Consider the following 19,563-nt stretch of genomic DNA (forward strand, 5'->3'; position numbering starts at 1 on the left):
TCGCCTTGCTTGAGGATCGAGACGATCTGCGTCTCGCTGAACTTCGACTTCTTCATGGAACCTCCTGGCGGGGAAACATGCCAGAAAGCTCTACGTCTCAGGTGTCCGGGATCAGGGGGAGGTTACGCATCCACCACGCCTCGCGAAGCACCCCAAACGACAACGCCGCCCCGAAGGGCGGCGTTGGAAGCGCTGGGCATGCGAACTCAAGCGGCGGCGGGTTCGTTGCGCCGGCTCTTGGCGAAGCGCAAGCCGAGCTCGCGGCGAAGTTCGTCGAGGCCCTGCGCGCGACCGGACACCTTGATCAGGGCGTAGCCTTCCAGCGCCACGTCCATGACGTCGCTGCCGAGGGCCGCCACCGTGTCATCGACACGGGTGGTCAGGCGCTACAGGCGCTCCAGCACCGGGCGAAGGCGGTCGTGGGCGTCCAGATCGATCCGCGCGCCGGCCAGATCGAGGCTGGGCGGCACGATGCCGGGGTTCTGTTCCAGCACGCGCAGGGTCTGGCGGGCGAAGGGCTCCGAGCGCGGGCCCATCAGCGGCAGCCCGCGGCGACCGCCGCTTTCGAAGGCGATGAGGCCGGGCAGCGCCGCCTCCAGCTGCTGCAGGGCGGCGAGCGCGGCGGCGAGCTGCGCGTCCGTGAGGTCGAGGGTGACGAGGTTCTGGGCCATCGGGGTCTCCTGTGGGGGCAGGCCACCTTTTCAACGAACGCTCATGGGAAACTAGCGCAGATTAAAATGCAATTATCGAATGCCGACCAAAAAACGTCCCCACACCTAAACTAAATGCCATCATCGAAAAAAGAAGAAACCGCCGCTTGCAGCCAAACCACCTCTGCATCATTAAGCATTTCCTGCGCCCAACCGGGAAACAAGTCACGCGGAAACGAAAGACCAATATCGGTAATTGCCTTGCCAAGCTCTACAACCTTCTTTTGCACGACGTCTAGCGTGCTGCGGCGCGCAGGCCCCTCCGCCATGGCCAAGGCGAGTGCCATCAACACCTCAAGAAAGACATGACGAGCCTTCTGCGGGGCGCCGGGGTCTCCGATAACTGACCAAAAATCGATACCCACAGCCCTGTAAACGCGAACCAACCCGCATGGACTAACGAGCACCCCAGGCGACGCTTGACGATCGAGCTCACGAAAACCGGCTTCTCGCAATTTGACGAGGATCTGATTTTCTTTATTGTTCGTTGTAGCAGAAGTGCCATAGGTAAGCCCGATGATGATATCGACACCATCGACATCCGGATAAGTCTTCTTAGTGTCAGATAACCAGCGCTCATACTTTGAGTGAATCGCCGCCTGCATGGCATCCACCTGAGAATCATTAATGCAGTTTGGCCCGCTCTTGATGGTTACCAGATACCGTCGCCCACCATAAACACACGACTTATCGATCTCTCGCCAAACCGATGTGCGACGCGCGGCCGCTTTCTTCTCGCGGGTCAAAGACTTAAGACTTGACGCTTCAGCGATTTTCTCGGGCGGATCGACCCAGCGCTGTGTATCGGCTGCTCCTATCGGATAAAGACCAACAACCTGCGACTCAACCTGCTTACCAAAAGACGTCTCAAGACCCGTATAGATTTTTGTATCAATCAGGAATCGCGCGAGCTTCTCTCGATCAACAAGCCCCATTACGCTAGCCGTTGCCAGCATGACGTAGGGGCTTGTGCGGTAGTCCGCCAAGCCACTTCTGCGCTCAACACTTGCCTTGAGGTTGACTGCAAGGTAGTCGGCTAAGGACTTGGACAGCTGCCGTACTCGCTGTTCATTTGAGTCGTTAAGCCACTTCTGCACTTCGCCTGATGAAAAACGCGTACGCGGGCGAAGCACCGGATAGAGACCGTCACGTTCCGGCGCTTTCTCTGCGGCCGCTTTACGAATTGCCTGTCGCTTCATTTGTGCTCTCGTAGCGCCTTAGGGGGAAATCAACCTGTTTGGCCACCGCGGCCCTAAACTGCGCTTATCGGCTTCACCCGACGGCGCGTTACCGGCTGGCTGTAAGCTGCGGAATGATTGTCGGCACCATCGCTCCAGATCACCGCCTCACCGTTCCGAAACCACTGCCGGGTGCGAACGTGCGACTGGAGATACACGATCCGAAACTCCCGCTCGCTCGCAGGATCAATAGGCCAACCAGCCGCGCCCAACAGGTCCAAATGGCGCGCAATCACCTCCCCCGCGACCTTGCCGAGTCTTGTCGGAACAGCATTGCCAATCTGTTGGTAACGCTTTGCCGGCGAACCACAGAATTCCCACGCATCGGGGAACTCCTGAATACGAGCGTACTCTCGGACCGTCAGTGCCCTTGTGGCAACGGGATGGCAAAGCGCTGTGCTTGCATGATTAGGCATCGTGACCAGTGTCGGACAAGGCAAGTCGTAGCTCAGCCGCCTCCACCACCCTGATCTCCCGCCCTTTGCATGCCAAGCCTTGCCCATCGACTCCTGCTGAAGCTCGATAGGCAAACTTCTCCAGTTGGAACCTGCAGGCACTAACCCCAAGTACTTTTTCTTCCGCGGGCTAAAGTCGGACTCAGCTTCGGCCTCTACAGGCAGATCCCCGATCGCATCTCGAAGCGTTCTCCACGGATTAACACTCGTGAATAGATCAGCGCCATCACCACCGGCAGCATGAGTGGGCTCTGGGAAATCAACCTCAACGTTAAATCGATTCCCGATAAAGAGAGCCCGCTCCCTCAGCTGAGGAGCACCGTAATTCACTGCATTAACTTCGAAACAGTCCATGTGATACTTCGCCCCTTTCAAGGCGGCCAAATCCTTGGCAAAAAGACGGATAACAGATCCAGGCTCTTCGTCAGGCGCTAATGCGGCACCCCCGAGACTCGGACGCTTTGCGATTGCGCGATGTTTAAGCGCCGCGGAAACGAGCCCACGAACGTTCTCCATCAAGAAAAACTTCGGGCGCAATGCGTCGACAAATCGGAGAAAGTCCCAGAGTAGCGTGCCTCTTGGATCCTCGACCGCCTTCCTCTTACCAGCAGTACTGAATGCCTGGCAGGGTGGGCCGCCGATGACGACATCAACTTCGTCAGGCGCTATTCCGGTGAGTTGAAGAAACTCATCTACTGACAGCCGAGAAATATCCCGCTCCAACACAACGGGATTACCATAAACCCGCCCCAAAGCTACATTCCGCCTAATTGTCTCGCAAAAGGCGGGATCAACCTCGACGCACGCTAGTAGCTCGAAGCGGCCAGTTGCCTCCAAGCCCAAATCGAGACCCATCGCTCCGGAGAACAGTGAGACAGCCCTATAGCGCTTCAAGTTATTCATTCGCCACTTCACATATTCCGTCGATACTCCCCACCCACCTCATACAGCGCATGGCTGATCTGACCGAGGCTGTGGGTCTTCACCGCCTCGATCAGCGCGGCGAACAGGTTCTCGCGCTTCCGGGCGGTCTGCTGCAGGGGCTTTAGCCCGTCGGCCGCGCCGCCATTCCGCGCACCCTGGTAGGTGCGCACGTTGGCGATCTGCTGGCCCTTCTCGTCTTCCGTACTGCGGATCAGCTCGATGGTGGTGGTGATCTCGCCGCCGTGGTCCTTGCCCAGGAAGGTGTTCACGCCCACCAGGGGCAGGCTGCCGTCGTGCTTCTTGTGCTCGTAGTAGAGCGATTCTTCCTGGATCTTGCCGCGCTGGTACATGGTGTCCATGGCGCCCAGCACGCCGCCGCGCTCGCTGATGGCCTCGAACTCCTTGTACACGGCCTCTTCCACCAGGTCGGTGAGCTGGTCCACCACGAAGCTGCCCTGCCAGGGGTTCTCGTTGAAGTTCAGCCCCAGCTCCTTGTTGATGATCATCTGGATGGCCACGGCGCGGCGCACGCTCTCTTCCGTCGGCGTGGTGATGGCCTCGTCGTAGGCGTTGGTGTGCAGGCTGTTGCAGTTGTCGAACAGCGCGTACAGGGCCTGCAACGTGGTGCGGATGTCGTTGAACTGGATCTCCTGCGCGTGCAGGGAGCGGCCGCTGGTCTGGATGTGGTACTTCAGCATCTGGCTGCGCTCGTTGGCGCCGTAGCGCTCGCGCATGGCGCGGGCCCAGATGCGGCGGGCCACGCGGCCGATGACGGTGTACTCCGGGTCCATGCCGTTGCTGAAGAAGAACGACAGGTTGGGCGCGAAGTCGTCGATCTTCATCCCGCGCGCGAGGTAGTACTCGACGATCGTAAAGCCATTACTGAGGGTGAAGGCCAGCTGCGAGATCGGGTTCGCCCCGGCTTCGGCGATGTGGTAGCCCGAGATGCTCACCGAGTAGAAGTTGCGCACCTTCTGGTCGACGAAGTACTGCTGGATGTCGCCCATCATCCGCAGCGCGAACTCGGTGCTGAAGATGCAGGTGTTCTGCGCCTGGTCCTCCTTGAGGATGTCGGCCTGCACGGTGCCGCGCACGGTGCTGAGCGTCTCGGCCTTGATGCGGGCGTAGGTCTCGGCGTCCAGCACCTGGTCGCCGGTCACGCCGAGCAGGCCCAAGCCGAGGCCGTTGTTGCCCTCGGGCAGGCCGCCCGAATACACGGGGCGCGTGCGGCCCTCGTAGAGCGTGGCGATGGTGGCTTCGGCCTGCGCCCAGCGCGCCGGGTCGGCCTTCAGGTACTTCTCCACCTGCTGGTCGATGGCGGTGTTCATGAACATCGCGAGGATGATCGGCGCGGGGCCATTGATCGTCATGCTCACCGAGGTGCTGGGCGCGCACAGGTCGAAGCCGGAGTACAGCTTCTTCATGTCGTCCAGCGTGGCGATGGAGACGCCGCTGTTGCCGATCTTGCCGTAGATGTCCGGGCGCTCGGCCGGGTCTTCGCCGTACAGCGTCACGCTGTCGAACGCGGTGGAGAGGCGCGCGGCCGGCTGGCCGAGGCTCAGGTAATGGAAGCGGCGGTTGGTGCGCTCCGGCGTGCCCTCGCCCGCGAACATGCGGATGGGGTCTTCGCCGCTGCGGCGGTAGGGGTAGACGCCGCCGGTGTAGGGGTAATGGCCGGGCAGGTTTTCCTTACTCAGGAACACCAGCAGCTCGCCCCAGCTCTTCCACTGCGGGGCGGCGATCTTCGGGATCTTCTGGTGGCTCAGGGATTCGCGGTAGTTCTCAACGCGGATGACCTTGTCGCGCACCTTGTACTCGTTGAACTCGTCGGTGACCGACTTCAGCCGCTCCGGCCACGCGCGCAGCAGGGCGAGGCTTTCGGTGGTGAGCGAATTCAGCGCGTCGTTGTAGCGCTGGCGCAGGGTGGTGAGCGAGCGGTCGCCGGGTTCGGCAAGGGCTTCCGAGGGGTAGAGGTCGAGCGCCTTGGGCAGCTTCGGATCACTCAGCTCTTGCAGCGCGGCCCAGCAGGCCTGCGCGCGCTCGGCGGCTTCGCGCTGGCGCAGGATCTCGCCATTGATGCGGCGGCCCTGCTCGGCGATCTCGGCGAGATACCGGATGCGCGCGCCGGGGATCAGCACGGTGGCGCGGGGTTCCTTGAGGCTGGTGTCGATGACGGGCGCGAAATCGCAGGCGTTGCTGGCGATGCCATCGCCCAGCTTGGCCTTCAGCCGCTGACACAGGTTGGCGAACATCCAGCTCACGCCGGGGTCGTTGAACTGCGAGGCGATGGTCGGGTAGACGGGCACCTCGTCGTCCGGCATCTGGAAGGCCACGCGGTTGCGCTTCCACTGCTTGCGCACGTCGCGCAGGGCGTCTTCGGCGCCGCGGCGGTCGAACTTGTTGAGGATCACCAGCTCGGCGTAGTCGAGCATGTCGATCTTCTCGAGCTGGCTGGCCGCGCCGTAGTCGCTGGTCATCACGTACACCGGGAAGTCGACGAGGTCGACGATCTCGGAATCGCTCTGGCCGATGCCGGCGGTTTCCACCAGCACCAGGTCGTAGCTTAAGGCCCGCAGGAAGGCGATGCAGTCCTTCAGCACGGCGTTCGTCGCCACATGCTGGCGGCGGGTGGCCATCGAGCGCATGAAGACGCGCGGGGAGCGCAGGCTGTTCATGCGGATGCGGTCGCCGAGCAGCGCGCCGCCGGTGCGGCGGCGGGTCGGGTCGACGGAAATGACCGCGATGCGCATGGCCGGGAAGGCCTGCAGGAAGCGGTTGATGATCTCGTCAGTGACCGAGCTCTTGCCCGCGCCGCCGGTGCCGGTGAGGCCGACCACCGGGGTCTTGCCGCCGGCGAGCTGCCAGCCCTTGCGGAGCGTCGCCAGCTCGGCCTCGGGGATCGCCCCTTCTTCAATCGCCGAGAGCATGCGGCCCACGGCGATCTCGTCTTCCACGGCCACGGCGCTGGGCTTGATCGTGCCGAGGCGCGCCTTGTGGGTGCGGGCCACCAAGTCTTCGATCATCCCGACGAGGCCCATCTGCATGCCGTCGTTCGGGTGGTAGATGCGCTCGACGCCGTAGGCCTGCAGCTCGGCGATCTCTTCCGGGGTGATGGTGCCGCCGCCGCCGCCGAACACGCGGATGTGGCCGGCGCCACGCTCTTTGAGCATGTCCACCATGTACTTGAAGTACTCGGTGTGGCCGCCCTGGTAGCTGGAGAGCGCGATGCCGTCGGCGTCTTCCTGCAGCGCGGCGCGCACCACGTCCTCCACCGAGCGGTTGTGCCCGAGGTGGATGACCTCGGCACCCTGCGACTGGATCAGCCGGCGCATCACGTTGATGGCGGCATCGTGGCCGTCGAACAGCGAGGCGGCGGTGACGAAGCGCAGGGGCGTGGCTTCGGCGGCGTTCTGGGGGATCTGGCTGGCGGGGGTGCTCATGGCGGCCACGTCGCGATTGCGGGAAAGGCCGGAGTTTAACGGCTGGGGCCGGTTCGCAGGTTTTGACGTTTTCACCACGCGCGCCCCTTGCCTTGGCCTCGCGAAGGGCGGGTATGCTGCAACGCCGCACACCGAGGTCATCGCATGGCGAACCGCGCCCTGGCCACCGGGATCCTCCTCGCCCTCGTTGGCGGGGCAGCGGGCACCGCGCGTGCCGAGGACCCCGCCCTGCTCGACCTCAGCCTCGACGAGCTGCTCAAGGTGGAGGTGAGCGCGGCCAGCTTCACCACCACGTCGCTGCGCGACGCCACGGCCAGCATCACCGTCTTCGAGCGTCGCGAGCTGGAGCGTCTCGGTTTCAGCCACCTGCACGAGGTGCTGAACTGGGTGCCGGGCGCCTACACCTCGCGCGTGGCCACCACCGGCCTCGAGAACCGCACCGTGCTGCGCGGCAACCCCGGCACCGCCGGTGGCGGGCTGCTGGCCATCGACGGCCAGCGCGTGAACACGATGCAGTCGGTGCGCGCCTGGGGCGTGGTGCGGAACTTCCCGCTCGCCCTCGTCGAGCGCGTCGAGATCATCCGCGGCCCGGGCGGCGCGCGCTTCGGCGGCGGCCCGAGCGACGAGGTGGTCAACGTGGTGACGCGGCGTGGCGACGGCACGGTCGGGGCCAGCGTGTCGGCCGAGGGGGGCCATGCGGCGCAGCTGATCACCGGCGCGGGCCGTGGCGATTGGCGCCTCGACCTGCGCGCCTCGGAGCAGGACGAGGAGACCCCGGGCTACGAAGGGCTGTTCGACCGTTTCGGCCGCGTGTCGACCAGCACCGAGCAGGCCACGGCGCGCACGGCCATCGTCGACCTGGCGCGCGGCCGCCACGGCGTGCAGGTGTTCCACCACGAATCCGACATCGACGGTTACTACGGCCTCAACGGCACCATCAACCCCGGCGACGAGAGCCGCCTGGAGGCGACGTGGTGGCGCTACCACGGCGAGGCGGACCTCGGCGCTTGGCGGGTGACCGGCTTCGCCAGCGCCCTGCGCCAACGCTACGTGCTGAGCGCGGTCGTGGCCGCCGACGGCACCGGCCCCTTCACCGCGGGGGATTTCCGCCAGCGCGGCCTGCTGACCCACCGCAACGAGGCCGGCGGGCTCACGCTGCAGCGCGCCCTGGGCCCGCACACGCTGACCGTCGGCGGCGAGACCCAGACCGGCCGTGCCACCCGGGCCGACCTGCAGGCCAACTACACGCTGGGGCCCTTCGTGCGTCCGCTGGGCGGCTACCAGAGCACGGGCCTTCGCTTCGTCGCCGACGGGGCCCGGGACCGCATGAACGCCGCCTTCGTCGAAGGCGACTGGCGCCTCGCGGCCGACCACCGCCTGGTGACGGGCGCGCGCTACGACCGCTACGAGCAGAGCGGTTCGGCCGTGTCGCCGCGACTGGCCTGGGTATGGACCCCCGGCGAGCGCTACACGATGAAGCTGATGGTGCAGGAGGCCTTCTTCGCGCCGACCCTCGGCCAGCTGTTCCTGCAGAACAACCCGGTGATCGCCGGCTCGCGCGGGCTGGAGCCCGCGCGGGTGCAGACCACCGAGCTCGTGAGCCGCTACCAGGGCGAACGGCTGCTGCTCTCGGGGACGTACTACCACCGCGACGCGCGCGACGGCTTCGTGGTGGTGCCACTGAGCGGCATCACCGCGACGACGGTGAACGCCGGACGCCAGCACACCGAGGGTTTCGAGGCGGTGGCGCTGTGGACGGTCTCGCCGCAGTGGCGCGTGCGCGTCACCGGCTCGACGATCTTCACCGACCGCTACACCCTGCCTGCCCGGATCGCCGAGGCGCCCCCGGGGCGCTTCGTCTCGCGCGACACCGGCAGCCTGCTGCTGTACTGGACGCCGTCGAACGCCTGGGACGCCACGCTGGGGGCCCACTGGCGCTCCCGCGAGGGCTTCCAGGCCGAGGCGAACGACCCGCGGCTGATGCTGCAGGTGAACTGGCGGCCGACCGAGACGCTGCGGCTGTGGGTGCATGCCGACAATCTGTTCAACGCCCGCGGCGTGGACATCGACGTGGCCGGCGGGCTGGGCGTGGACCGCGGCAGCGGCCGCATCGTCCGCGACCTGCCGCTGCCGGGCCGGGAATGGCAGCTCGGCGTGGAGTGGGCCTTCGACTGATGGGCCACGTGCAGACACCACCGGGGGCCGACCTGCTGGACAGCCTGGCGCAACGCTTCCCCGGCGTGTTGTACCGCTGCTCTGCCGACGAACACTGGACGATGGGCTACCTGAGTCCCGGCATCGAGGCCCTGTCCGGCTTCCCGGCGGAGCAGTTCATCGGCAACCGCGTGCGCAGCTACGCGAGCCTCATCCACCCCGAGGACCGCGAGAAGGTCGAGCGCGGGGTCGGCCTCGCGGTGGCCCGGGGCGAGGCCTTCGACATCGAGTACCGGCTGCTCGACGCCGCGGGGCGGGTGCGCTGGGTGCAGGAGCGCGGGCACGCGGTGGCGGACGGCGCCGGCAGGCCCCTGTTCCTCGATGGCGTCATCCTCGAGACCACGCGGACGCGCCGCCTCGCCGAACAGCTGTCGGCCATCATCGAACACGCGCCGAATGTCGCCATCCAGTCCTACACCGAGGACGGCGTGGTGCTGAGCTGGAACCCGGCCGCGGAGCGGTTGTTCGGCTGGCGCGCCGAGCAGGCCGTTGGCCGGCGGCTCGACGAGTTCCTGCTCTCGCCCGACGACTTCGCCGGCTTCGTGGCGGGCCTCCGGGCCATCGCCGGAGGGGCCGGGGCGTCCAGCCCGAGCGAGTGGACCTGCGATCGCCCGGACGGCGGCAAGGCCCACTGCCTCGCGACGCAGTTCGAGATCCCCTCGGGCGACGACCAGGGCCGCGTCTTCATCTGCATGGACGTGGACGTTGGCGAACTGCATGCGGCGCGCGAGGCGCTCTCGCGCAGCAACGAGGCGCTGGAGTCCCGGGTGGCCGACCGCAGTCGGGCGCTCAAGCAGGCGATGGAGCAGCTGATGGAAGCCGAGCGCCTCGCCGCGCTGGGGCGCATCGTCGCCGGGGTCGCCCACGAGCTCAACACGCCCATCGGCAACGCCCGGACCACGGCGAGCACGCTGAAGGATTGGATCGCGGCGTTCCAGGAACGCCTGGCGGACGGCACGCCGCTGCGACGGTCGGAGCTGGACCGCTTCGTCGCCGACAGCCTGGAGGCCGCGGTGCTGATGGAGCGCGCCGCCGAGCGCGCGGCCGAACAGATCACGCACTTCAAGCAGGTGGCCGTCGACCAGCACGGCGGCCAACGCCGCCAGTTCACCCTCGACGCGATGCTGCAGGACCTGGCCCCGTCGCTCCAGCTGGCCTTCCGGGCCACACCGCACCGCTTCGTCATCGCACCGGCCGTCGACGTGGCCATGGACAGTTTCCCCGGCCCCCTGGAACAGGTCCTGGCGATCCTCGTCCAGAACGCCCTGCGCCACGGCCTGGAGGGACGGGACGGCGGGGGCGAGGTGCACGTGGACAGCCGACTCGGCGCGGACGGCAGCGTCGAGATCACGGTGCAGGACAACGGCGCGGGGATTCCCGAGGCCATCCGGCCGAAGGTGTTCGACCCGTTTTTCACCACCCGTCTGGGGCGCGGCGGTTCGGGCCTCGGCCTGCATATCGCGCACAACCTCACCACCGGACTGCTGGGCGGCACGCTGGAGCTGGCCCCGGCGGAACCCGGGCGACCCGGCGCGCGCTTCGTCTTGCGCGTGCCGCGCGTGGCGCCCGGGAGGGCCTGACGCGCGCCGCCCGGGTTACTCCGTCACCACCTCGCGGTGCATCGGTGCCAGCGTGGCGAGCAGGCGGTTCTGCGCGGCAAAGGGAACGTCGTGCTGGTCCATCGCGTCCTGCAGCACCTCGACGAGGCGGTTGAAGTGGGCGCGGTTGATGCCGAGCCCGGCGTGCGAGCTGCGCATGTCGCGGCCGCTGTAGGTGCAGTCGCCGCCGAGGATCACGCAGAACTGCTCGGCGAGCTGGCGCTGGAGCCGCGCCTGGTCGATGTTCTCGAAGAAGGGCCGCATCGTCGCGTCGGCCAGCAGGCCGGCGACGAAGGTCTCCATCAGGGCATCGAGCCCGGGACGACCACCGAACTGCTCGAGGACCGGACGCAGTTCGGGATGCGCCGGGGCGGGGTCCGGCGCCGTCGGGTCGCTGGCTGCCGGCGCCTCCTCGGCGGCGAGGCGGGCCTCCTCTTCGGCCAGCAGGGCCGCTTCGGCGGCGAGGGCGTCGTCTTCCGGCGACGGCGCGCGCGCCACGGACGGAAGGACGACGAGCCCGAGAACGAGGGCGACAGCGATGCGGATGGCGGGGCTCATGGCGATGTCCTTGCGGTTCAGAAGCCGACCTGCAGCGAGGCGTAGACGCCGCGCTGGTTGTCGGCGATGACGATGTTGCCGAGGTCCACGTAGGCCACGGTCAGCGAGACGTTCTTGGTCGGCGTCCAGGCGACGAAGGCGTCCCAGGCGTCCTCTTCGGTCGCGATGCCGAGGTTGTCGGGCTTCTGCCGGTACTCCACCCCCACGGCGAGATCGCGGCGCAGCAGGTAGGCGACCGAGCCCTCGAGCATCGCCTCGGCATCGCGGTTGCGATCGCCGCCGAAGCCGAGGATGCCGAACTGGTTCGCCTTCGTGTAGCGCAGGGTGCCGTTCACCAGCAGGCTCTGCGCGAGGTAGAGCTTGGTGGCGCTGACGTAGAGGTCGGTGCCGTCGTCGTCCTGCGCGCCGATCAGGGCAAGCACGTCGCCTTGGTCGTTGCGCTTGTGCTGCAGTCCCACGGCGACCTGCGGCACCCACGAATCCTGCTCGAGCACCGCATCGCCGAAGAGGCGCACCTTCAGGCCGAAGGTCTCCTGGCGGAAGGCGAAGCCGCGACCGAGGCCAAGCGCGGCGCCGACGGCCTCGGTGTCGAAGCGCTGGCGCGACACGCTGAGCTCGACGCGATCGTAGAAGCCGACCAGCGCGCCGTAGCTGTCGAGGCGGTAATCGTCGACGTCGACGCGCGTGTAGAAGGCGTTGCCGCCGATCTGGTCACGCGTGCCGTAGCCGCCGATGACGGCCCACGGCGTGAGGCCGCCGCCGGCGGCGCCCTCCACCTGCGTCACGCCGCCGGTCAGCAGCAGCTTGCCGCCGGTGGCGGGCGAGGTGTCGCCGGCGAGGGCCGGCAGGGCGGTGCCGACGAGCCCGGTGGCGAGGGCGAGGCTCAGGACCGATCGGCCCCGATGGGGAAACGGCATGGGAGGGCTCCTGGGGAAACGGGGATCAGCGGGCCGGCGCGGGCGCGACGGCGGGCATCGGGAAGTACGCGACCACCTGCGGCAACAGGTCGCGCGGCACGCGGACGAGGAACCACTCATCCACGAGCTCGCCGCGCGCGGAACCGCGCGAGCGGTCGCCGGTCCAGCGGTACAGCGGCTGCCCTTGCCATGCCCAGATGGCGCGCCCCTCGGGCCCGGTGGCGAGGGTGAACGGGCCGATCGGCCGGGCGCCCGGTTCGGCATACACGGGCGGCCAGTAACGACGGCAATTGAGGTCGCACACGCTCACCCCGGGTTCGTCGGGCCCGTAGGTGTAGAGGCCGCGATTCAACCGGTCGACGAGCAGGTCGCCGCGACGCCACACGGGCACCGGGTTCGCCAACGCGCGGGCCAGAAGGACCTCGCGCGCGCTCGCGGCCGCCGGTGCCGGCGCTGGCGCGCTGGCGAACGCCGACGGCACCAAGGCCACCGCGACCATCGGGGCCGCCATGGAACGGACAAGGAACGGGAACAGCGGCATACGGACCTCCGGCCCGCGCCGGGCCTTTGTCCGCTCTACGCCATGGGGAGCCGGGGCGGATGCAGTACCACGCGGCTCATTCGTGAGCGCGGGGTGACGATGGCAGGCGTTCGCCGCGGATCAGCAGCAGCGCGCCACGCGGCGAATGGAACGGCCCATGGGCTTCGCCCCGGCGCGCGAGCAGGAAGTCGCCGGCGTGGTACTCGACATCGTCGTAGACCACCGAGCCTTCGAGCACCAGGCACTCCTCCTCGGTGGCGTGCCGATGGCCGGGGATCACCGCACCGGCATCCAAGCGCCACAGGGCGGTCTGCGTGCCGGCCTCGATGCCGTCCTCGCGAAGGGTCTTGAGGCGCACGCCCGGCAGCAGCGGTCGCCACGTGCCCTCGTGGGCGCGGGTGGCCGCCAAGGGCGCACGGGGGAGGCGCGCCATCAGCGTGGCGCGCAGCCGTCCGGCCACGTCGGGCGCGGGCCGGTCATCGGGGAGCAGCCCGGCGAGGGCCGCGTGGAGCAGATCGTCGGGCGTACCGGGACGGCTCATGCGTCACCCGACCCCGGCGACAGCGCCGCGCGCAGGAGCGCCAGGCCGCGACGCGCGTGCGATTTCACCGTCCCGAGGGGCCAGCCGAGGCGCTGCGCCGCTTCGGCATGGCTGAGGTCCTCGCCGAACAGCAGCTGCAGCACCTCGCGCTGGGGCGTCGAAAGCGCCTGCATGGCCTGTGCGGCCGCGAGCGCGTCGAGGCGCGGTTCGAGCTGTTCGGCGATGGCGTCCGCACTCCATGCCGGCCCATACGTGCCGTCGTCGCTCTCCGGATGCAGGCCACGCCGCTGCCGTTCACGCTGGCGGCGGCGGTAGTGGTCGAGCGCGCGACTCCACGCCAGGGTTCGCAGCCAGCCCAGGGCCGGCCCGCGGGCCGGATCGTAGTGGCCCGCCCGCTCCCAGACCTGGAGGTAGACATCGACGACCACTTCCTCGGCGTCCTGGGCCTGCCGCAACACGCGCAGCGCCAGGGCGTGCACGGCCCCCAGGGTCAGGTCGTAGAGCTGGCCCAGGGCCTCGGCATCGCCGTCGGCGACGCGCTGGACGAGGGCGGCCAGCCGGGCGTCACGCGCTTCGTCGTCGAGGTTCGGCGTCGCGTCGGGACGGGTGGCGGCAAGCGGCATGGGGCGGAGTCTGGCGCGCGCCCCCGGCTGCACGGGGTGAAGCCCGAAGGCCGGCCTAGAGCAATTGCTTTACAATGCGCGCCGCCGCCGGCCACCCCGGCGGCTCGCCTTTTCTGCATCCCGCTTTCGGATCAAGCACTTAGTTGCGAATGATCCTCCCCGGAGCCTCCGAAATGATCTTCGAAACCCTCGCCAAGACCGGCCATGAGGAAGTGGTGTTCTGCCACAACCCGGACGCTGGCCTGAAGGCCATCATCGCCATCCACAACACCGTGCTGGGCCCGGCCCTCGGTGGCACCCGCATGTGGCCCTACGCCACCGAGCAGGATGCGGTGAACGACGTGCTGCGCCTCTCGCGCGGCATGACCTACAAGGCGGCGGTGTCCGGCCTGAACCTCGGCGGCGGCAAGGCCGTGATCATCGGCGACCCGAACAAGGACAAGTCGGAGGCCCTCTTCCGCGCCTTCGGCCGCTTCGTGAACTCGCTCAACGGCCGCTACATCACGGCCGAGGACGTCGGCATCGACGTCAACGACATGGAATACGTGTTCCGCGAGACGGAGTTCGTCACCGGCGTGCACCAGGTGCACGGCGGCTCGGGCGACCCCTCGCCGTTCACCGCCTACGGCACCGTGCAGGGCCTGATGGCCGCGCTGAACGTGAAGTTCGGCAACGAGGACGTGGGCAAGTACAGCTATGCCGTGCAGGGCGTGGGCCACGTGGGCATGGAGTTCGTGAAGCTGCTGCGCGAGAAGGGCGCCAAGGTGTTCGTCACCGACATCAACAAGGACGCCGTGCAGCGCGCCGTCGACGAGTTCGGCTGCGAGGCCGTGGCCCTCGACGAGATCTACGACGTGGACGCCGACGTCTACTCGCCGACCGCCCTCGGCGGCACGGTGAACGCGGCCACCCTCCCCCGCCTGAAGTGCAAGATCATCTGCGGCGCCGCCAACAACCAGCTGGCCACCGACGAGATCGGCATGGAAGTGGAGAAGCGCGGCATCCTCTACGCGCCGGACTACGCGGTGAACGCGGGCGGCCTGATGAACGTCTCGCTGGAGATCGACGGCTACAACCGCGAGCGCGCCATGCGCATGATGCGGACGATCTACTACAACCTGGGCCGCATCTTCGAGATCAGCAAGCGCGAAGGCATCCCGACCTTCCGCGCCGCCGACCGCATGGCCGAGGAGCGCATCAGCAGCATCGGCAAGCTGAAGCTGCCGCACCTCGGCTCGGCCCGCCCGCAGTTCATGGGCCGCAAGGGCTGAGCATGGGCGCCGAGCGTCGCGACAACGCGCTCGGCCCCGACGACGCCTACCGTCCGCCGGCGGCGAACCTTGAGTTCGCCGACCGGGCCGCCGCGGAGGCCGTCGCGATCCGCGCGGCCCACATCGGGCACGAACGGCAACTCCAATCGATCGGCCTGCTGTTCGGGCTCGGCGCCGTGGTGCTGTTGCTCACCCTGCTCGCCCTGCTGCTGCCGGGCGACGACGGCGGCCCGGGCGACGCGCGCCAGACGGCTGGCGTGGTCGGCGGGGGCCTGCTGCTCGGCATGTTCGCCGCGGCGAGCGCGGCCCTCGCCTACGGCTACCGCACCCTTGCACCGTGGGTGAGGCATGTGGGCACGCCGGTGTCGCTGCTGGGCCTGCTCGCGCTGCCGGTCGGCACGGTGCTCCACGGCTACATCCTCTACCTCGTCTGGTGCCCGAAGGGCCGACACGTGTTGGCCCCGGACTACGCCGCGATCATCCGCGCCACACCGAACGTGCGCTACAAACGCACGTGGGGCGACTGGATCGTTTTCGCCCTCCTCCTGCTGCTCGTCGCCGGCCTCGCCGCGACCCTGCTGTTCGCCTGACCGCCTTCCGGACTCCCATGCGCCCCTTCCCCATTTCCGACGACATCGATGCCCTCCGTGACGCCGTGCGCCGCTTCGCCGAAAGCGAGATCGCGCCGCGCGCCGCGCAGATCGACCACGACAACCTGTTCCCCGCCGACCTGTGGCGGAAGCTGGGCGAGATGGGCCTGCTGGGCATCACCGTGCCGGGCGAATACGGCGGCAGCGACATGGGCTACCTCGCCCACCTCGTGGCGATGGAGGAGATCAGCCGCGCCTCGGGCTCGGTGGGGCTGAGCTATGGCGCGCACTCCAACCTGTGCGTCAGCAACCTCTACGCCAACGGCAACGAAGCGCAGCGCGCCAGGTACCTGCCGAAGCTGTGCAGCGGCGAGTGGGTGGGCGCGCTGGCGATGAGCGAGCCGGGCGCCGGTTCCGACGTGGTGGGCTCGATGGCGTGCCGCGCCGAAAAGCGCGGCGACGTGTGGGTCGCCAACGGCAACAAGATGTGGATCACCAACGGCCCCGAGGCCGACGTGCTGATCGTCTACATGCGCACCGCGGGCAAGGAGGCCGGCAGCCAGTGCATGACCGCCTTCCTCGTCGAGAAGGGGATGAAGGGCTTCAGCACGGCGCAGAAGCTCGACAAGCTGGGCATGCGCGGCAGCAACACCTGCGAGCTGGTGTTCGAGGATTGCGAGATCCCCGACGGGAACGTGCTGGGCGAGGTGCACAAGGGCGTCAAGGTGCTGATGAGCGGCCTGAACACCGAGCGCCTGGTGCTCACCGGCGGCCCCATCGGCCTGATGCAGGCGGCGATGGACATCGCCCTGCCCTACGTGCGCGAGCGCAAGCAGTTCGACGCCGCCATCGGCACGTTCGGGCTGATGCAGGGCAAGATCGCCGACATGTACACCGCGCTGCAGAGCAGCCGCGCCTTCGCCTACCAGGTGGGCCGCGACTACGACGCCGGCCACAAGAGCCGCGTCGACGCCGCCGGCTGCCTGCTGCATGCGTCGGAAGCCGCCGTGCAGGTGGCGCTGGAAGCCATCCAGACCCTCGGCGGCAACGGCTACATCAACGAGTACGCCACCGGCCGCATCCTGCGCGACGCCAAGCTCTACGCCATCGGCGCGGGCACCAACGAGATCCGCCGCATGCTGATCGGCCGGGAGCTGTTCGCCGGCAACGCCTGAGGCGTCCGCGTTCGAAACAGCGAAGGCCCGGGCATTCCCGGGCCTTCGTCGTTCTGCGGCCTGAGCCGTCAGGCGACGGCCAGCGCCTTCGGTGCGGGCTTGGCCAGGTACTTCCGTTCCAGCCAGAAGCCCGCGAGGAACGACACCGCCACCGGGGCGAACCACGCCACGAGGCCGAGGTCGACCTGCACGCCCAACGCGTCGGTCAGGCGGCGGATGCCGATGCCGAGGAAGGCGATGTGGGTGGCCACGCCGCAGCCGAGCATCGCGCCGATGTGCTCGCGCAGCCACCACTTGGCCTCGGCCAGCGGCTTCCAGGCGCGCCACAGCATCTGCCCCCCCACGATGATGCCCACCCAGCTGAAGCCCATCAGCAGGGGGTTGCCCTGCTGGATGCCGAAGGCGAACACGCCGAGGCCGCTCACCACGTTCAACACGGCGCCAGCGCGGTAGCCGGCGCCGCGGTAGGCGTCCTGGTTGCGCTTGCGGCGCAGCGCCAGCCAACCGAGCGCCATCGACGTCGTCGTGATCACCACGAGGTAGGCGAGGAAGGTGGCGATGACCACCATGTCCCGCGAGAAGGCGAAACCCGCCATCACCACCGACGTGGCGACGATGCCGATCATGCTGAGCAGGTAGGCCTTGCCGGCGCCGCGATGCAGCGGCGAGCCCTTCCTCGACAGGCCGGCCATCCAGTAGGTGGCGAGGGCGACGACGCCGCAGGCGATGTGGGCGGTGACGATGGCGCGGTACATGGCGGTTCTCCTTCGGGGTGCCGCCAGTCTCCGCATCGCGCCGCGCCGCGCCGAGGTGCCGGTCGGCACCCGTGCGGGGTGAGAAAAGTCACCTTCGCCACGGAGAGGGCGAAATCCGGGCGTACGTGCGCCGATACTGTCGGCATGGAATCCGAATTCGCCCGCGGCACGCGCACCCGCCTCTTCGCCCCCTTGAGTTGGGCGGCCTACATCACCTGGGCGGGCGTCACCGCGAGCGCCGTTCCCGCCGCCGCCCTGGCCCGCGGCGACGCCGGCGTCTGGCTGGGTTTCGCCGCCCTGCTCGCGATGCTCGGGCTGTTCGTGCTGCAGGCCGCCCACGTGATCGACCATGCCCGGCATCGACCCCGCGCCATCGCCGCGTTGCTGGCGCAGGGGCTGATGGTGGTGTTGGCGCAACACCTGCTGGGTTCGGCCGGCGTGTCGGTGCTGCTGATCATCGTCTCGGGCCAGCTGTTCACCATGCTGTCGATGCCGCTGGCGACCGCCATCCTGGTCGTGCTCAACGCCGCCGTGCTCGGGCTGTGGCGCCTGCGTGGCTTCGAGCTCGACGACCTGCTGCTCTCGATCCTGCCGATGCTCGGGTTCCAGGCCTTCGCGGCGCTGACCGCGATGTACGCCGAACGCAGCGAGCGCGGCCGCGAGGCTCTGGCCGACCTCAACGCCGAGCTGCAGGCCACGCAGCGCCTGCTCGAGGAATCCACCCGCAGCGACGAACGCCTGCGCCTGTCGCGCGAACTGCACGACGTCGCGGGCCACAAGCTCACGGCGCTGAAGCTGCACCTGCGCGCCCTGCACCGCGACCCGGCCTTCGCCGGCCGGGAGGAACTCGGCATCTCGCTTCAGCTGGCCGACGAGCTGCTGGCCGATATCCGCGCCGTGGTGAGCGAGCTGCGCCAGCACGATGGCATCCAGCTTGGTGATGCCCTCGCCGCGCTCGCCCGGCCACTGCCGGGCGTGCGGGTCGAGCTCCAAGGCCGCGACCAGGCCCGCGTGGCCTCGGTGGCGCAGGCCGAGGTGCTGCTGCGTTTCGCCCAGGAGGGGCTCACCAACGCCCTGCGCCACGGCCAAGCCTCGCACGTGGCCCTGCGCGTCGACACCGCGGACGGTCGCCTGCGCCTGAGCGTGGAGGACGACGGCCAAGGGCGCCTGCCGCTGGCCGAGGGCAACGGGCTGCGCGGCATGCGCGAGCGCTTGGCGGCCTTCGGCGGCGAGCTGCACATCGAGCCACGAGCACCCCACGGCCTGCGTTTCCGTGCCGAACTGCCCGACATCGCCGCCGCGGTGGCCGCGTGAGCCGCCGCGACGCCGGGCGGACGCGGATCGCCCTCGCCGACGACCAGGCCCTCGTGCTGAAGGGCCTCTCGGCGCTGCTCGTCGATCTCGGCTTCGAGATCGCGCTGGAAAGCCCCGATGCGGAACGGTTGCTGGCCGCGCTGCCGCAACGCCCGGTGGACGTGATCGTCAGTGACATCCGCATGCCGGGGCTCGGCGGCATCGGCCTGATCCGAGCCCTTCGGGAGGCGGGCGACGCCACGCCGGTGATCCTCCTCACCACCTTCGACGACAGCGCGCTGATGCTGGCCGCCATCGAGGCCGGCGCGCAGGGCTTCCTGCTGAAGGACGCCGCCCCGGAAGACCTGCAGGAGGCCATCGACCGCGTGGCGCGCGGCGAAACCCTGCTGCAGCCCGTGTCACTGGGCCCGGTGCGTGCCCTTCTGCCGCCGGAGCGCGGCGTCGGGCAATCGCACCTCACGGAACGCGAGGCCAGCATCCTCAAGCTCGTGGCCGGCGGCTACTCGAACAAGGAGATCGGACGCGTGCTGCACCTCTCCGAGGGCACGGTCAAGAACTACATCTCCGACCTGCTGGTGAAGCTCGACTGCCGCGACCGCACCCATGCCGTGATGAAGGCGATCAGCCAGAGGCTGCTGTAGGCGCCCCGCCAGTTCCGCACCGGCGGGCCGTTCGACTTTCCCGCGTGCATACGTTTGC

The 19,563-nt window shown here is 68.3% G+C and carries 18 protein-coding genes; 7 read left to right on the top strand and 11 right to left on the bottom strand.

Annotated features, from left to right (window positions below; genetic code table 11):
• Positions 1-206: 206 nt before the first annotated feature.
• The 5 genes from ACYVAK_RS00005 to ACYVAK_RS00025 form a co-directional block, all read right to left on the bottom strand.
• Positions 207-359 (bottom strand): hypothetical protein, encoded by a 153-nt coding sequence (locus tag ACYVAK_RS00005; protein ID WP_461056746.1) that lies wholly within the window; start codon positions 357-359, stop codon positions 207-209.
• 27 nt (positions 360-386) lie between these two features.
• Positions 387-671 carry a hypothetical protein gene (locus tag ACYVAK_RS00010; RefSeq protein WP_461056748.1) on the bottom strand — a complete coding sequence of 95 codons (285 nt, stop codon included), beginning with the start codon at positions 669-671 and terminating at the stop codon, positions 387-389.
• Between the two features lie 110 nt (positions 672-781).
• Positions 782-1,909: a PmeII family type II restriction endonuclease gene (locus ACYVAK_RS00015; protein ID WP_461056750.1), complete on the bottom strand. Its 1,128-nt coding sequence runs from the start codon at positions 1,907-1,909 to the stop codon at positions 782-784.
• Positions 1,910-1,962: 53 nt separating this feature from the next.
• A complete protein-coding gene (locus ACYVAK_RS00020) occupies positions 1,963-3,306 on the bottom strand; it encodes a DNA cytosine methyltransferase (RefSeq protein ID WP_461056752.1) in 1,344 nt (447 codons plus the stop codon).
• A gap of 8 nt (positions 3,307-3,314) precedes the next feature.
• On the bottom strand, positions 3,315-6,767 hold the full coding sequence (locus tag ACYVAK_RS00025; protein ID WP_461056754.1) for a methylmalonyl-CoA mutase family protein: 3,453 nt from the start codon (positions 6,765-6,767) through the stop codon (positions 3,315-3,317).
• A gap of 144 nt (positions 6,768-6,911) precedes the next feature.
• On the opposite strand from ACYVAK_RS00025, the gene ACYVAK_RS00030 reads away from it, so the two are divergent.
• Complete coding sequence (locus ACYVAK_RS00030) at positions 6,912-8,942, top strand: TonB-dependent receptor plug domain-containing protein (protein ID WP_461056756.1); 2,031 nt, start codon at positions 6,912-6,914, stop codon at positions 8,940-8,942.
• A complete protein-coding gene (locus ACYVAK_RS00035; RefSeq protein WP_461056758.1) occupies positions 8,942-10,561 on the top strand; it encodes a PAS domain-containing sensor histidine kinase in 1,620 nt (539 codons plus the stop codon). Before ACYVAK_RS00030 ends, ACYVAK_RS00035 begins: the two co-directional genes overlap by 1 nt.
• A gap of 15 nt (positions 10,562-10,576) precedes the next feature.
• Here the strand turns inward: ACYVAK_RS00035 and ACYVAK_RS00040 are convergent, their stop codons facing one another.
• From ACYVAK_RS00040 to ACYVAK_RS00060, 5 genes are all read right to left on the bottom strand, one after another.
• Positions 10,577-11,137, bottom strand: a complete 561-nt coding sequence (locus ACYVAK_RS00040; protein WP_461056760.1) for a group I truncated hemoglobin — start codon at positions 11,135-11,137, stop codon at positions 10,577-10,579.
• Between the two features lie 17 nt (positions 11,138-11,154).
• Complete coding sequence (locus ACYVAK_RS00045; protein ID WP_461056762.1) at positions 11,155-12,054, bottom strand: DUF3034 family protein; 900 nt, start codon at positions 12,052-12,054, stop codon at positions 11,155-11,157.
• Between the two features lie 25 nt (positions 12,055-12,079).
• The gene (locus ACYVAK_RS00050; protein WP_461056764.1) at positions 12,080-12,595 is read right to left on the bottom strand and encodes a COG4315 family predicted lipoprotein; all 516 of its coding nucleotides are present in this window, start codon (positions 12,593-12,595) and stop codon (positions 12,080-12,082) included.
• Between the two features lie 76 nt (positions 12,596-12,671).
• Positions 12,672-13,136, bottom strand: coding sequence for a cupin domain-containing protein (locus ACYVAK_RS00055; protein ID WP_461056766.1), 465 nt, complete (start codon positions 13,134-13,136; stop codon positions 12,672-12,674).
• The gene (locus ACYVAK_RS00060; protein WP_461056768.1) at positions 13,133-13,759 is read right to left on the bottom strand and encodes a sigma-70 family RNA polymerase sigma factor; all 627 of its coding nucleotides are present in this window, start codon (positions 13,757-13,759) and stop codon (positions 13,133-13,135) included. Before ACYVAK_RS00060 ends, ACYVAK_RS00055 begins: the two co-directional genes overlap by 4 nt.
• A gap of 173 nt (positions 13,760-13,932) precedes the next feature.
• Here ACYVAK_RS00060 and ACYVAK_RS00065 point away from each other — a divergent pair, with 173 nt between their 5' ends.
• Genes ACYVAK_RS00065 through ACYVAK_RS00075 form a run of 3 tightly spaced genes read left to right on the top strand, consistent with a single transcriptional unit; the run spans position 13,933 to position 16,795 of the window.
• Positions 13,933-15,030 (top strand): Glu/Leu/Phe/Val dehydrogenase dimerization domain-containing protein, encoded by a 1,098-nt coding sequence (locus ACYVAK_RS00065; RefSeq protein WP_461056770.1) that lies wholly within the window; start codon positions 13,933-13,935, stop codon positions 15,028-15,030.
• A gap of 2 nt (positions 15,031-15,032) precedes the next feature.
• The gene (locus ACYVAK_RS00070) at positions 15,033-15,620 is read left to right on the top strand and encodes a hypothetical protein (protein WP_461056771.1); all 588 of its coding nucleotides are present in this window, start codon (positions 15,033-15,035) and stop codon (positions 15,618-15,620) included.
• A 17-nt stretch (positions 15,621-15,637) separates the two neighbouring features.
• Positions 15,638-16,795 carry an isovaleryl-CoA dehydrogenase gene (locus tag ACYVAK_RS00075; RefSeq protein ID WP_461056773.1) on the top strand — a complete coding sequence of 386 codons (1,158 nt, stop codon included), beginning with the start codon at positions 15,638-15,640 and terminating at the stop codon, positions 16,793-16,795.
• Between the two features lie 68 nt (positions 16,796-16,863).
• Here the strand turns inward: ACYVAK_RS00075 and ACYVAK_RS00080 are convergent, their stop codons facing one another.
• Positions 16,864-17,550 (bottom strand): DUF2306 domain-containing protein, encoded by a 687-nt coding sequence (locus tag ACYVAK_RS00080; RefSeq protein WP_461056775.1) that lies wholly within the window; start codon positions 17,548-17,550, stop codon positions 16,864-16,866.
• 144 nt (positions 17,551-17,694) lie between these two features.
• Between ACYVAK_RS00080 and ACYVAK_RS00085 the strand changes: the two genes are divergently transcribed.
• Together ACYVAK_RS00085 and ACYVAK_RS00090 are read left to right on the top strand one after the other, a co-directional pair.
• Complete coding sequence (locus ACYVAK_RS00085; protein WP_461056777.1) at positions 17,695-18,864, top strand: sensor histidine kinase; 1,170 nt, start codon at positions 17,695-17,697, stop codon at positions 18,862-18,864.
• Complete coding sequence (locus ACYVAK_RS00090) at positions 18,861-19,505, top strand: response regulator (protein ID WP_461056779.1); 645 nt, start codon at positions 18,861-18,863, stop codon at positions 19,503-19,505. Before ACYVAK_RS00085 ends, ACYVAK_RS00090 begins: the two co-directional genes overlap by 4 nt.
• Positions 19,506-19,563: the final 58 nt, after the last annotated feature.

Source organism: Silanimonas algicola, from assembly GCF_054777375.1.

What these genes read in the sequence shown, in the direction of transcription:
- ACYVAK_RS00075 (WP_461056773.1), top strand. Translation starts at nt 15,638, where the DNA reads ATGCGCCCCTTCCCCATTTCCGACGACATCGATGCCCTCCGTGACGCC.
- ACYVAK_RS00010 (WP_461056748.1), bottom strand. Translation starts at nt 671, where the DNA reads ATGGCCCAGAACCTCGTCACCCTCGACCTCACGGACGCGCAGCTCGCC.
- ACYVAK_RS00030 (WP_461056756.1), top strand. Translation starts at nt 6,912, where the DNA reads ATGGCGAACCGCGCCCTGGCCACCGGGATCCTCCTCGCCCTCGTTGGC.
- ACYVAK_RS00050 (WP_461056764.1), bottom strand. Translation starts at nt 12,595, where the DNA reads ATGCCGCTGTTCCCGTTCCTTGTCCGTTCCATGGCGGCCCCGATGGTC.
- ACYVAK_RS00045 (WP_461056762.1), bottom strand. Translation starts at nt 12,054, where the DNA reads ATGCCGTTTCCCCATCGGGGCCGATCGGTCCTGAGCCTCGCCCTCGCC.
- ACYVAK_RS00080 (WP_461056775.1), bottom strand. Translation starts at nt 17,550, where the DNA reads ATGTACCGCGCCATCGTCACCGCCCACATCGCCTGCGGCGTCGTCGCC.
- ACYVAK_RS00040 (WP_461056760.1), bottom strand. Translation starts at nt 11,137, where the DNA reads ATGAGCCCCGCCATCCGCATCGCTGTCGCCCTCGTTCTCGGGCTCGTC.
- ACYVAK_RS00015 (WP_461056750.1), bottom strand. Translation starts at nt 1,909, where the DNA reads ATGAAGCGACAGGCAATTCGTAAAGCGGCCGCAGAGAAAGCGCCGGAA.
- ACYVAK_RS00060 (WP_461056768.1), bottom strand. Translation starts at nt 13,759, where the DNA reads ATGCCGCTTGCCGCCACCCGTCCCGACGCGACGCCGAACCTCGACGAC.
- ACYVAK_RS00055 (WP_461056766.1), bottom strand. Translation starts at nt 13,136, where the DNA reads ATGAGCCGTCCCGGTACGCCCGACGATCTGCTCCACGCGGCCCTCGCC.
- ACYVAK_RS00085 (WP_461056777.1), top strand. Translation starts at nt 17,695, where the DNA reads ATGGAATCCGAATTCGCCCGCGGCACGCGCACCCGCCTCTTCGCCCCC.
- ACYVAK_RS00020 (WP_461056752.1), bottom strand. Translation starts at nt 3,306, where the DNA reads ATGAATAACTTGAAGCGCTATAGGGCTGTCTCACTGTTCTCCGGAGCG.
- ACYVAK_RS00025 (WP_461056754.1), bottom strand. Translation starts at nt 6,767, where the DNA reads ATGAGCACCCCCGCCAGCCAGATCCCCCAGAACGCCGCCGAAGCCACG.
- ACYVAK_RS00065 (WP_461056770.1), top strand. Translation starts at nt 13,933, where the DNA reads ATGATCTTCGAAACCCTCGCCAAGACCGGCCATGAGGAAGTGGTGTTC.
- ACYVAK_RS00070 (WP_461056771.1), top strand. Translation starts at nt 15,033, where the DNA reads ATGGGCGCCGAGCGTCGCGACAACGCGCTCGGCCCCGACGACGCCTAC.
- ACYVAK_RS00035 (WP_461056758.1), top strand. Translation starts at nt 8,942, where the DNA reads ATGGGCCACGTGCAGACACCACCGGGGGCCGACCTGCTGGACAGCCTG.